The sequence below is a fragment of the Sulfitobacter litoralis genome (assembly GCF_900103185.1).
GTDB lineage: Bacteria > Pseudomonadota > Alphaproteobacteria > Rhodobacterales > Rhodobacteraceae > Sulfitobacter > Sulfitobacter litoralis.
In genome coordinates this window covers 93636-106353 of sequence record NZ_FNJD01000002.1, presented here as the reverse complement: position 1 = coordinate 106353, position 12718 = coordinate 93636, and the positions used below count along the sequence as shown (strand labels likewise).

Genomic DNA, 12718 nt, shown 5'->3' with positions numbered 1-12718 from the left:
ACTGATCATCAATTTACGCGGGCGAATCAATCGGAAACTGAGAATCGCTCCTTATCTTAGCCTTAATCGTGCCACAATTTGTTAAGAAATGGCTAAATTGCCGCACATACGGGGTTAGCTCTCATGATATTCGGCAGGCCTTTACGTCGGATTAAGAAGAGTTTCCGCAAACAGTTGGATGATGGCGCTAACTGAGACAAACCTACCTGTTCATACTGTAAATCAACGTGCTAAGAGGCAGTCACGGCCCCAAAGGGTCGAGCCATTTGTGCAAGAATTGGCATCTTTCTGATGCAGCTACAGGAGACATCACATGACGTTAGGCCGCGTAAATCCGCAATTTCGCCTCGAAGACCAAGGCATTAGCGGGCTGGGTGATGTCTATTACAACCTGATCGAGCCCGCACTGGTCGAGGCCGCGCTTAAGCGAGATGAAGGCACCTTGGGCAAAGGCGGTGCGTTTTTGGTCACAACGGGTAAGTTTACCGGCCGCTCTCCCAAAGACAAACATGTCGTGAAGACTGAAAGTGTCGCTGACAAAATCTGGTGGGAAAATAACGCGACGATGTCCCCCGAAGGGTTTGACGCGTTGCATCAAGATATGCTCGCTCACATGCAGGGACGGGACTACTTCGTACAGGATCTCGTGGGCGGTGCCGACCCCAAACATGCAATCAATGTACGCATGGTGACCGAACTTGCTTGGCATGGTCTGTTCATTCGCCACATGCTGCGCCGTCCGGATCGCGACGCACTGGATAGCTTCATTGCAGATTTCACTGTGATCAATTGCCCCAGCTTCTCTGCTGATCCGGCAAAACATAACTGCCGTTCTGAGACGGTTATCGCGATGAATTTCGACAAAAAGATGATCCTCATCGGCGGCACCGAATATGCAGGTGAAAACAAGAAATCGGTATTCACGCTGCTAAACTATCTGCTGCCAGAGAAAGGCATCATGCCGATGCACTGCTCTGCCAACCACGCCACCGGCAACCCCGTTGATACCGCGGTGTTCTTCGGACTGTCAGGCACAGGTAAGACCACCTTGTCCGCCGACCCCGGCCGTACGCTTATTGGCGATGACGAACATGGGTGGTCCGACAATGGCACCTTCAACTTTGAGGGCGGATGTTATGCGAAAACGATCAACCTGAGCAGTGAAGCCGAACCCGAGATTTACGCGACCACCGAAAAGTTCGGTACCGTCATTGAGAACATGATCTTTGACCAAGACACAAAAGAGCTTGATTTCGATGACGATAGCCTGACCGCCAACATGCGCTGCGCCTACCCGCTGCACTACATCTCGAACGCCTCCGCCAAAGCGACCGGCGGGCATCCCAAGAACATCATCATGTTGACCTGCGATGCGTTCGGTGTACTTCCTCCGATCGCGCGTTTGACTCCTGCGCAGGCAATGTATCACTTCCTGTCGGGCTTCACGTCCAAGGTAGCAGGCACAGAGCGTGGTGTAACCGAACCCGAGCCTACATTCTCAACCTGTTTCGGTGCCCCCTTCATGCCACGTCGCCCTGAAGTTTACGGCAACCTCCTGCGCGAGAAAATTGCCACGCATGGCGCGACATGCTGGCTGGTGAACACCGGCTGGACCGGGGGCGCTTATGGCACCGGTAGCCGCATGCCAATCAAGGCCACCCGCGCATTGCTAACCGCAGCGCTGGAGGGATCACTCGCAGGTGTTGAATACCGCAAAGACCCTAACTTCGGCTTTGACGTTCCGGTCGCAGTGACGGGGGTTGCTGATATTCTTCTGGACCCGCGCAGAACTTGGGACAATCCTGCTTCCTACGATCGTCAGGCAGCCAAACTGGTCAAAATGTTCGCGGAGAACTTTGAACAATACCTCCCCTATATCGACGAGGACGTGAAAGCGGCCGCAATCGGTTGATCTTAACAGAGCCGCGCGAAAAGCGCGGCTCTCTATTCTTAGCGCCCTCTATGCCGCCCTCGACGATCGATCTGACAGAGGCATGTCCAGAATAAACCGTAGATCCTCTCGGTCCATATAGGCCATAAAGCCTTCAACGGGCGCATCTTGCCCATTAATGAACCATCGCAACGTGCCTGGCTCAGTATGCATATAACCATGGCGTGCAGGGAACCCCTTATACACAACTGCATTTGTCATGAACGCAATGATGTGGTCTGGATCCCAATGCTGCATTGCCTGCCAGAAGGCATAGCGCCCCAATAGTGACGATAGACCAGCGGTCTTAAATTCACGCGGCGTCGCACCGACCCAAAATTCGCCATGATAGCACACGTCGCCAGCGATGCGGTGCGATCCCGGCCCCGCGCGATACCTCGAGCGGTGGAAATCAATATCAACGCCCGGAGGTGGAAACTCTACGAATGACCGACGCAGGTACTCGGCCAGCTTTGCCCCTTTCAAGGCCAACATACGCATCGCCTGCGTATGCATAATTTCACCTTTCGAATTCCGCCCAACGACCCAAAAGGCGTTATTTTCGCTCAGATCATGCGCGACAGGGTCGAAGGGCAGCCCAATTAAGTGATCCGGTCGCGCATCCTCTAATAGTTCCTTGTAGACCCTAAAGTCATAACCGACCGTTAACGTGATCCCAGCTTTGCGCAGGGCCTCTGAACTACTGGCGATAAAACGTTCGCCGCTCTGAAAACTCAACAACGTCATACTGAACTCTCCTCTGATGAAATTCCAACAAAGGGTAGCCTATTTGACAAAAGTTAGCTTCGAATTTTAGATAGATGGCTAAAAGCGCACTATGGCGTCGTCGGGCATGCCTGACATCGCGGCTTGATCTAGGCCGGAAATGGTCACATGGCGCGATCTATCTACTGCCGAGATCAAGGCGAAACTACCGTCAGGAAATCGGCTCGCCATTAAAAGTCTTTTATATGCCAGTGGGATAAGCTCTCCGCTGGCTGTGTCGCGCGGTATTTGCGTCACAATTTCATCCAAGCGCACCCCGCCGTTCGCCTGCACCTCCCGAAAAGGGAAATCCAGCATTGCCTCAAACTCGGGACCGCCCGGAAAATTAGCGAGGGGCCGCCCAATGCTACTCCGCGCATTCTCCCAACCCCACCAATTTGTATAAAATGATTCCTGCCCCACCTCGATGCAAATCCACCCGCTCGGGGAGTCTCGGTACACCAGAACATACGGACGAATTTTCTGGAAATTTTCGTGCTCCAACCGTCCCTCGCTATTCACCCAGGCGACAAATGCTTCTTTTATCATCGGCGACTCGCCATCCCAAATCTGCGTTAAGGGGCGTTGCTGCTGATAGAAATTCCACCCGTTTGGCGTTTCGTGCGACAGGCGCAACAGGCCGCCGGAACTTCGTGTATTACCGCCGATCCACACCTTACCGCGCGCGAGAAACTCTCGCGCCTCGGGCAATGCTTCTTCACCACGTTGAGTAAGGCGATATCGGCGTTCGTCGACATCGAACAATGGGGCATCCAAATAGTCTTCAATCTGGGCAATATGGCGCCGCACTGTCTGCCTCGTACTTCCCAACAGGCGCACGGCTTGGCTAAGATTGAGTGTGTCCGCGAGAACGATAAAAGATCTAACCATTTCATATAGTAACGGCGGAATTTTGGCCGCTTCGGTTTCAACTAATCCTGCGTTGTCGACACTATTCATTGGCCACCAATGGTAAGTTAATCATACATTAAGGCATTATTCATAATACATCAGTGGACACTTTGTAACCACAAATTGAATAAATCTATCCAATTGATCGGAAAGAGAGATTTGGGGATGACTAGGTACAACAACAACCGGAGGTATCAGAATGTCGCATCCCGTAGACATCCACGTCGGCAAAAAACTAAAACAGATTCGTACGCTGCGTCGTTTTTCTCAAACCGATGTGGCCAAACGGTTGAATCTATCCTTCCAGCAAATCCAGAAATACGAAATTGGCTCGAACCGTGTCGCTGCCAGCCGTCTGTTTGAATTGTCTCAAATTCTAGACGTCGCACCCGCGTATTTTTTCGAAGGACTGCATGACGATACAAATGCCACGCCTAAGGCCGACCCGAGCATCGAGATCGTTAGCGCTTTGGCCGCGATAAATGATGATGCGCTTAAAACACGCATCGTGACATTTATCGAAGATGTATCAGGATTGACCGTCGCGCGGCAAAGTTAAGCGTTAGCCAAATAGACCGCGGCGGACTAGATTTGCCCCCGCAATTAACAGGATGACCAGTGTCGCTTTCTTAAAAGACGCTTGGTCAATCTTGTCCATCACCAGGCTGCCTAGCCACATGCCGATCAGCGATGGTACGATCATCACGGTCGAAAAAGGCACCGTCTCCGCGCGCAATACACCAGATCCAAAATGCGAAATCAGCAATAGGATTGCACCTAATCCGTAGATGACCCCTTGCACGCGCATTTGATCATGCTTGGGCGTTCCAAGCGCAGTAAGGTAGGCGACTGTCGGCGGCCCCCAGACGGCCGAAACGCCGCCAATGGCCCCAGCGAACACCCCGATAGCGGCCTCTAGTCTTGTGGATCTATGCGAGAGGGTAAAACTGCGTCCCGTGACCTGCCACAAAGCAAATAGCGTTATCGGCACACCAATCACCAGCATCATCGTATCAGCGGCGAGAAACCGCACAGTCTGGGCAGACAGGCAAAGTGCGACGCCTCCGGCGATCAGGAAAACTTTAAACATTTTCATGCTGCCCCACGCAGCGGCTACGCCCTGCCGTAAGGCCTGAAACATATTCGTGATGACCGTTGGGAAGATCAGCCCGGCCAGCGCGAGCTCGGGCGTTAGAAACATCGTGAGCCCCGATATGAGGACCAAGGGCATCGCGAAGCCCACCACCCCCTTAATAAACCCAGCTACAAGTCCGACCCCGAAGGCAAAAGCCCATTCTCCCGGTGTCATTAAGGTAAAAAGCATGTCCATGGGCATGTTCATATCAAGTTTACCAAGAGGCGCACGCGAAATCATCGACGAAATTTTAAACCAATTTGTCGCATCGAAACGTATCTTTATTGTGCTGCAACTGCGAAAGGTCTATGTCGTCCTTAACCAAATAAGGGAGCTTACAGATGGCACATGATGGACAAGACGTAATTGCTGGCACCGAAGTTGTTATCGAAGACTTGCTTGCGATTACCAAATCAACGTTGGCTCCCGTGGATCGTCTCTTAGATGCAGCGAAAGCCGCGGTACGCGCGATTGTGTCTCAAGACGGAAAAGTGGCGAACGCACTTGTCGAAGAAAATCAAACCGCGGCACATGGGCTTGCTTGGCTCGCTACCTATGCGCAGTCTCTTCATCAGATGCAGCTATGGGCAGAAAAACTTCAGTCCGAAGACAAGTTTACCGAGACCGAACAGCTAATTCATCAGATCGCCTTCGGTGAATATCTCTGCCAGATGACCGGCGGCATTCAGATGAACCAAGGTGAAATTCTGCGCCTGCACGATCTCGGTGTAGCGACCGAGGATCAGACCGCATTCGTGAACGCTGGCATCACTTCATTGCAAAAGCAGGGCAATACGCAAGCCGCACGCACACGTCTTGTTGAACTGATGCAAGAGCAATCCGCTAACATCACCGTGGGTCGGTCCGGCCTCGATGAAGAGCTAGAGATGATCCGCGAGCAGTTCCGCCGCTACGCTGTTGAAAAGGTCGAGCCCTTCGCCCACGAATGGCACCTCAAGGACGAGCTGATCCCGATTGAGGTCATCAATGAGCTCGCAGAAATGGGCGTTTTCGGCCTGACAATCCCCGAGGAATACGGCGGCTTTGGCCTGTCCAAAGCCTCTATGTGCGTCGTCTCCGAAGAATTGTCGCGCGGCTATATCGGCGTTGGGTCTCTGGGGACACGCTCGGAAATCGCAGCGGAGCTTATCATCGCGGGCGGGACGGACGCCCAGAAAGAAAAATGGCTTCCCCGGATTGCGAGCGCTGAGACCCTGCCCACGGCCGTATTTACAGAGCCGAATACCGGTTCGGATCTCGGCTCCCTGCGTACCCGCGCAGTGAAGGACGGTGACGATTATAAGGTGACAGGCAACAAAACATGGATTACCCACGCGGCGCGCACCCATGTCATGACCCTTTTAGCACGGACTGACCCTCAGACGACAAACTACAAAGGCTTGTCGATGTTTCTGGCCGAAAAAACGCCCGGCGATGACGCAAACCCCTTCCCGTCCGAAGGCATGACCGGCGGCGAGATCGAAGTGCTGGGCTATCGCGGCATGAAAGAATACGAACTCGCGTTCGATGGTTTCCATGTCAAAGGTGAAAATCTGTTGGGCGGCGAAGAGGGCAAAGGCTTTAAACAGCTAATGGAAACCTTTGAAAGCGCGCGCATCCAGACGGCGGCTCGTGCCATTGGGGTTGCGCAGTCCGCGCTCGATATCTCCATGCAATACGCTATCGACCGCAAGCAATTTGGAAAGTCCCTGATCAACTTCCCTCGTGTGTCTTCAAAACTTGCGATGATGGCGGTCGAGATTATGATTGCACGTCAGCTGACCTATTTCTCTGCCTTCGAGAAAGATGAAGGTCGTCGTTGTGACGTCGAAGCAGGTATGGCGAAGCTACTCGGCGCACGTGTCGCCTGGGCCGCGGCTGACAACGGTCTGCAAATTCACGGCGGCAACGGCTTTGCGCTGGAGTATAAGATCAGCCGTGTCCTCTGTGATGCGCGAATCCTCAACATCTTTGAAGGTGCCGCAGAGATCCAGGCGCAGGTCATCTCTCGCCGCTTGCTAGGATAGTGTCACAGCGGCCTGATGGCTAACACCGTCGGGCCGCTTTCGCACCGAGTATGTTCAAATTCATCCCTCTTCTAATTCTTGCTGCTCTGACAAATCTGTGCAGTCGGAATGAAACCGCTTGGGCATATGGCGGGGCAGACCGTCTTTGGGATCTACAAGAGATAAACGGCGTCCCGTTCCCGGCAACTACGACGCTGTCCTTTCTAGACGCAGAAACAATCGCCATCCAAGGTCCGTGCAACCGTATCACTGCGTCGAATACCGTGCCCTATCCGTGGGTCACACTCACGATCATATCCTCCACCAAAATGTTCTGCCCGGACCTGCAGTACGAAAAATCACTCACCAACGCGCTTATACGCACCACCATCATCGAAATACTGGATGATGTGATGATTCTATCTAACACCGAGAACCTTAATATGGTGTTTATCGCTGCCGACTGAAGGCCTCCACGTATCGCGTTCTCGCCTCAGGCAAAGACCTTGCGCCAAGGTCTCGTGCCAGATGTCGTTCTAGAAAATAGCCCGTGGTTTTAAACGCCAACACAATATCTGCGTTGCTCGCATCACCCTCACCACGGAGCACGGGCGAAAGCGGCAACATTTTGTCCACCCACTCTCCAGCCCCCTCCCGCGTGACGGCACGACCCGTTTTTGGCGACACAAAGATCAGCCCGCTTGTTCGTCCGGTGACAGCACAAACGCTAAGATCAAGCCCGTAGCCCAGCTCGTCTAACAAACTGATTTCCCACTGAAGATAGGCGAGCGGCCACAGGTCCCCCTGCCCTAAAAGGTCCAGCAGAGCTTCCGTTCGCCGATACAGCGGTGCATGGGGCTCGCGTTCAGGCAGGGCGAAAACCAGCAGACCGGTCACGGCGTTCAATCCCGCGAGGCTCATCCGGTCGTTCATCGCCAATGCCGCCCGACTTCGTACCGGCTCGACGGTAAAAGCACCGATGTGGTCTTCTAATCGTGCACGCCATGAGACATCCAATTGAGCACCCGGCTGCAAGATTGGCGCAATTTTACGGCTGGTGCCGCCGCGCACGATCCCGGCGTGACGCCCACGTTCTGGCGTAAAAACTTCGATAATCGCCGATGTTTCGCCGTGGCGGCGCGTGCTCAGCAAAATGCCCTGATCGCGCCATTCCATCAACTCAGCCCATCCTCGTGCAACAGATGGCGGCCTTGGCGGTCTTCAACCTCGATCACCCATAGATCCGGGTCAAAGCCGCGCTGTCGACTGATCGATTCATCCACATCAGGCTCTTGGCCGCTCGTCATCTCGACCCAAGTTCGTTCACCACTGATCAAATCAAAGCTTTTATGAAAAAGCTGCGCATTTCCATCCAATGTGGCCAGCTTCACCAGAACCGCGCCGCCAGTGTCATCCCCGTGCGCGACAACAAATGCCGGTATATCATAGACGCGCAGCCGCGCGAGGTAGGCGTCGACCCAGAACCGCGCCGTCAGCCGGGCCATGACAAGCCCTTGCTTCCAAATGGTGAAAATTCCTCCCCGAAGGGTCGGATCGCACCAAACCTAGACATTGCCGTCTTTGAACTCCAACCCCATTTCAGAGTAGCGCTCCGCCTCATCGAGCCAGTTCGGGCGCACCTTGACCTGCAAGAACAGGTGAACCTTTCGGCCCAAAAACTCTTCGAGCTCTTCGCGCGCGGCTTTGCTGACGGACTTGATTGTCTCGCCCTTATTGCCCAGCACAATACCTTTGTGCCCGTCACGCACCACATAGATCAGTTGATCTACCCGCGCCGACCCGTCCTTGCGCTCTTCCCAATTCTCGGTTTCAACCGTCAGCTGATACGGCAGCTCTTGGTGCAGGCGAAGGATGAGCTTTTCGCGGGTCATTTCGGCAGCAATCATGCGCATCGGCAGATCTGCGATCTGATCTTCGGGGTAAAGCCATGGGCTCTCGGGCAACTCAGCTGCGAGCCATTGGCGCAATGTATCGACGCCATGCCCGCGCTCCGCTGAAATCATAAAGGTCTCGACGAAATTAAATCGGTCATTGATCTCTTTGCTGAGACCCAGCAAAACCGGTGCGTCAACGCGGTCGATTTTATTGATCGCCAGCGCAACTTTACGTCCCTTACCGATGTCGGCCAAACCTTCGAGAATGCGTTCCACACCTTCGGTGATCCCGCGGTTGGCCTCAATCAGCAGAATGACAACATCGGCATCTGCAGCACCGCCCCAAGCAGCAGCCACCATGGCGCGATCCAGCCGACGACGGGGTTGGAACAGACCGGGCGTGTCGACGAACACAAGCTGGCTTTGCCCTTCCATCGCAACGCCGCGGATCCGGGCGCGTGTGGTTTGCACCTTATGGGTCACAATCGACACTTTCGCGCCCACCATGCGGTTGAGCAACGTCGATTTGCCCGCGTTGGGCTCGCCTATCAGGGCGATAAATCCGGCGCGCGTGGTCATGAGGGTCTCTCCAATTGGGCCAAGAGCGTCTTGGCAGCGGCCTGTTCGGCTTGACGTTTCGACGGGGCGGACGCAACGGCGCTGGCCCCGCTTTCAATACGGGCAGTGATGGTAAACACAGGGGCGTGGTCTGGCCCCTGCCGGTCAGTCTGGACATAGGCGGGTGGCGGCAAGCCGCGCGCCTGTGCCCATTCCTGCAACGCGGTTTTGGCATCGCGGGCGTCTTGCTTGACCTGCAGCACCCGCGTCCCCCACAGCCGCAGGATCAACGCTCTGGACTCGTCAAACCCGCCATCCAGATAGACAGCTGCGATTATAGCCTCGATCGCGTCGCCCAACAATGCTTGCTTGCGCCGGCCGCCTGATAGCATCTCAGAGCGACCGAGCTTGAGCACAGCGCCCATATCGATCTCGCGCGCGACCTCCGCACAGGCTTCTTTGCGTACCAGTGCATTGAACCGCGGGGCCAGCTGGCCTTCGGTCGCGGCAGGATCAAGGTTAAGCAGCGCTTCGGCCATCACCAGCCCCAAGACGCGGTCGCCCAGAAACTCAAGCCGCTGGTTATCGTCGCGGTTGGCCGACGACATAGAGGCGTGGGTCACCGCACGGTTCAACAGCTCGGGCTTGGTAAAATGGTACCCGATACGGCCCTCAAAGGCCCGGAGATCAGCGTTTAACTTCACTTGACCGCCTTAAAGAAACGATCGCCCCGCCACGTCCAGAAGAACAGCATAGACCGCCCCCCCGAACTGAACATGATTCGATCCGCGCGCCCAATCAGATTTTCGAACGGGACAAAACCCACGCCACCGGCTTGCTGCGCAAGACGGCTATCGGCCGAATTGTCGCGGTTATCGCCCATGAAAAAGTAATGCCCTTCCGGCACCGAATACACGCCGGTGTTGTCCGACGCTTGATTGCCAATGTTCAAGATCGGGTGCTCTACCCCATTGGGCAGAACTTCAATCTGGCGGGTCTTTTTGCACATCCCACCAGCACCGACCGCACCATTTTCACAGCGTGGACGCATACCCTGCGGTCCTTGACGGTCCATGACTTCTTCGAAAACGCCATCCTCACGTAGCTCGACCGCGGTGCCATTGATGCTGACAGTACCATCGGTGATCTGGACCTTATCGCCCGGCAACCCGATCAAACGTTTGATATAGTCACGGCCCGATACGGGGTGACGGAAAACAACAACATCGCCGCGCTCAGGTTCCGATCCGAACAGACGTGTGTTGTCGCCGTCAAACACGCCGCAGATATCCTTTGCGTCCACTTCGATGCCGAAACGGGGCATCATCACGCTAGGGCAGGACGCGTAGGAATAGCCGTAGGCCATTTTGTTCACGAACAAGAAATCACCAATCAACAACGTCTCTTTCATCGACCCGGACGGAATCCAGAACGGCTGGAAAAACAGGGTCCGGAAGACACCCGCAATCAACAGCGCATAGACAATCGTTTTGATGGTTTCGACAAAGGCGTTGCCGGTTTTCTCTTTGGCGGCCATTTTGGCGCTCCTGTTCATGCGTTCGAGCGTTACATGCGGGTGCCATTGCCGCAAGTCAAGCAACCCCGCCCCCGATCGATCGACCGATTGGGCCATGATTTGCCGTTGCGGCTAGATCCCTGCCTTGGGGCGGGCTTCGATGACGACAAATGCCTGGGCCCAAGGGTGATCGTCGGTCAGCGTGACATGAATGATCGCCTCATGTCCTTCGGGTGTCATTTCGGCCAGACGTTCTGCGGCCCAACCGGTCACTTCCATCACGGGCTGGCCGGTTCGAAGATTGCTCACGGCCATGTCCCGCCATGCGATCCCCATGCGCAGTCCGGTACCAAGTGCCTTTGAACAGGCTTCCTTGGCCGCCCATCGCTTGGCATAGGTCCCCGCGATATCGCGCCGCCGTTCAGCCTTTTGCTGTTCAACTTCGGTAAATACGCGTTTTCTAAAACGGTCCCCAAAGCGGTCCAGCGTGCCTTGAATCCGTTCGATATTCGCAAGGTCAGTCCCAATGCCCAAAATCATGCTGCGCCCTCAGCCCTTGCGGGCGTCATCCATCAGGCGGCGCATCTCGGCGATGGCGGGACCAAGCCCCAGAAAGATAGCCTCGCCGATCAGAAAATGTCCGATGTTCAGCTCTTGCACTTCAGGGAAGGCGGCGATCGGGCTCACGGTGTCATAGGTCAGCCCGTGGCCTGCGTGCACTTCAAGCCCTAGATCATGCGCAAATTTCGACATCTCCTCGAGCTTTTGAAGTTCTTTTTGCGCCTCCTCCCAATGCCCTTCGGCATAGGCGTCGCAATAGGCACCGGTGTGCAGTTCAATCACTTCGGCCCCGATGCGGTTCGCGGCTTCGATCTGACGCTGGTCGGCGGCGATAAAGATGCTGACGCGGCTACCTGCTTCGCGCAAAGGCGCAATGAAGTGCGCCAACCGGTTTTCTTCGCGCGCCACTTCCAAACCGCCCTCCGTGGTCCGTTCCTCGCGCTTTTCGGGCACGATGCAAACCGCATGGGGTTTGTGGCGCAAGGCGATAGCCTGCATCTCTTCGGTGGCTGCCATTTCAAAGTTCAGCGGCACGGTCAGCACTTCTTGCAGACCCTCGATATCGGCATCCGTGATGTGACGGCGATCTTCGCGCAGGTGCGCCGTAATTCCATCGGCCCCGGCCTCTTGCGCGGCCCGAGCGGCACGCAGCGGATCAGGATATCCACCACCGCGCGCATTGCGCACAGTTGCCACGTGATCAATGTTTACACCCAGCCGAAGCTTACCTTGTGCCGCCATGGTCTTTCCCCTCCAGAGCCGCCTGCTCTGCCTTGCGTTTCGCCTCTGCCTTGGCCGAGGCTTTTTTCTTCAACGAGTCAAACTTGGCCTTAATCGCGCCCTTGCGTCGTTTTTGATAGGCCCGAAGTAACGGTACAGCCAGATAATACGCGATTGTCGCGCAGATCATGCCGGGCACAATGCCCCCGATCAAATACGGATAAAACACCTGATGCCAGAATACCTCAAGCCCGGACCAATCCATATCGCGGTTGGTTAGGATCGCGACAAAATTGGCCAATAAATCGTGTCCGGCGTCAAAGAACTTGCCGCCGAATGACCGGTGTTCCCCCGTCTGCATCTGAGACCCGAGTATCCAGTGCCCCATTGACAGCGATGACAAGCCAATCGGCACGTAGGTTAAGGGGTTGCCAAAAAACGTCCCCATCAGCGCCGCCAGCAGATTGCCCCGCATCACCCGTGAGACCAACGCCGCTACGATAAAATGCATTCCGTAAAACGGCGTGAATGTCGTGAAAACCCCAGCCCAAATCCCGCGTGCAATCCGTTCGGGTGTATCAGGCAACCGGCGCATACGGTGTTTGACATAATGGAACGCCCGCGTCCAACCACCCCGAGGCCACATGAATTCAGCCATCGCGCGCACTGTCGGCTTGGGGTCGCGGCGTTTGAAAATCAACAGTTCGTCCTTGGGTCAGC

The 12718-nt window shown here is 55.2% G+C and carries 15 protein-coding genes; 4 read left to right on the top strand and 11 right to left on the bottom strand.

Features of this window, described 5'->3' with window-relative positions; all coding sequences use genetic code 11:
• The first annotated feature begins 313 nt into the window (after positions 1-313).
• A complete protein-coding gene (locus tag BLQ98_RS02355) occupies positions 314-1912 on the top strand; it encodes a phosphoenolpyruvate carboxykinase (RefSeq protein WP_093731748.1) in 1599 nt (532 codons plus the stop codon).
• 48 nt (positions 1913-1960) lie between these two features.
• Here the strand turns inward: BLQ98_RS02355 and BLQ98_RS02350 are convergent, their stop codons facing one another.
• On the bottom strand, positions 1961-2677 hold the full coding sequence (locus BLQ98_RS02350; protein WP_093731747.1) for a hypothetical protein: 717 nt from the start codon (positions 2675-2677) through the stop codon (positions 1961-1963).
• A gap of 78 nt (positions 2678-2755) precedes the next feature.
• Positions 2756-3655, bottom strand: a complete 900-nt coding sequence (locus tag BLQ98_RS02345; RefSeq protein WP_244148363.1) for a helix-turn-helix domain-containing protein — start codon at positions 3653-3655, stop codon at positions 2756-2758.
• Between the two features lie 151 nt (positions 3656-3806).
• Here BLQ98_RS02345 and BLQ98_RS02340 point away from each other — a divergent pair, with 151 nt between their 5' ends.
• Positions 3807-4166, top strand: a complete 360-nt coding sequence (locus BLQ98_RS02340; RefSeq protein ID WP_093731746.1) for a helix-turn-helix domain-containing protein — start codon at positions 3807-3809, stop codon at positions 4164-4166.
• Positions 4167-4169: 3 nt separating this feature from the next.
• On the opposite strand, the gene BLQ98_RS02335 is transcribed toward BLQ98_RS02340, so the two are convergent.
• Positions 4170-4937 (bottom strand): sulfite exporter TauE/SafE family protein, encoded by a 768-nt coding sequence (locus tag BLQ98_RS02335; protein ID WP_093731745.1) that lies wholly within the window; start codon positions 4935-4937, stop codon positions 4170-4172.
• A gap of 146 nt (positions 4938-5083) precedes the next feature.
• On the opposite strand from BLQ98_RS02335, the gene BLQ98_RS02330 reads away from it, so the two are divergent.
• A complete protein-coding gene (locus BLQ98_RS02330) occupies positions 5084-6769 on the top strand; it encodes an acyl-CoA dehydrogenase family protein (protein ID WP_093731744.1) in 1686 nt (561 codons plus the stop codon).
• A 50-nt stretch (positions 6770-6819) separates the two neighbouring features.
• Complete coding sequence (locus BLQ98_RS02325; protein ID WP_093731743.1) at positions 6820-7215, top strand: META domain-containing protein; 396 nt, start codon at positions 6820-6822, stop codon at positions 7213-7215.
• On the opposite strand, the gene recO is transcribed toward BLQ98_RS02325, so the two are convergent.
• The 8 genes from recO to BLQ98_RS02285 all read right to left on the bottom strand — a co-directional run bounded on the left by recO (position 7199) and on the right by BLQ98_RS02285 (position 12698).
• Positions 7199-7924, bottom strand: coding sequence for a DNA repair protein RecO (gene recO, locus BLQ98_RS02320; protein ID WP_093731742.1), 726 nt, complete (start codon positions 7922-7924; stop codon positions 7199-7201). The two genes, BLQ98_RS02325 and recO, sit on opposite strands and share 17 nt — an antisense overlap.
• On the bottom strand, positions 7924-8253 hold the full coding sequence (locus BLQ98_RS02315) for a DUF1491 family protein (RefSeq protein WP_093731741.1): 330 nt from the start codon (positions 8251-8253) through the stop codon (positions 7924-7926). The genes recO and BLQ98_RS02315 overlap by 1 nt, the downstream gene beginning before the upstream one ends.
• Positions 8254-8313: 60 nt before the next feature.
• A complete protein-coding gene (era, locus tag BLQ98_RS02310) occupies positions 8314-9222 on the bottom strand; it encodes a GTPase Era (protein WP_093731740.1) in 909 nt (302 codons plus the stop codon).
• Positions 9219-9905: a ribonuclease III gene (gene rnc / locus BLQ98_RS02305; RefSeq protein ID WP_093731739.1), complete on the bottom strand. Its 687-nt coding sequence runs from the start codon at positions 9903-9905 to the stop codon at positions 9219-9221. The genes era and rnc overlap by 4 nt, the downstream gene beginning before the upstream one ends.
• Positions 9902-10738: a signal peptidase I gene (gene lepB / locus BLQ98_RS02300; protein ID WP_093731738.1), complete on the bottom strand. Its 837-nt coding sequence runs from the start codon at positions 10736-10738 to the stop codon at positions 9902-9904. Before lepB ends, rnc begins: the two co-directional genes overlap by 4 nt.
• A 111-nt stretch (positions 10739-10849) precedes the next feature.
• Entirely contained in the window at positions 10850-11257 is a 408-nt protein-coding gene (gene acpS, locus BLQ98_RS02295; protein ID WP_093731737.1) for a holo-ACP synthase, read from the bottom strand.
• Positions 11258-11266: 9 nt separating this feature from the next.
• Positions 11267-12019, bottom strand: coding sequence for a pyridoxine 5'-phosphate synthase (locus BLQ98_RS02290; RefSeq protein WP_093731736.1), 753 nt, complete (start codon positions 12017-12019; stop codon positions 11267-11269).
• Positions 12003-12698: a DUF2062 domain-containing protein gene (locus BLQ98_RS02285; RefSeq protein ID WP_093731735.1), complete on the bottom strand. Its 696-nt coding sequence runs from the start codon at positions 12696-12698 to the stop codon at positions 12003-12005. Before BLQ98_RS02285 ends, BLQ98_RS02290 begins: the two co-directional genes overlap by 17 nt.
• Between the last annotated feature and the right edge of the window lie 20 nt (positions 12699-12718).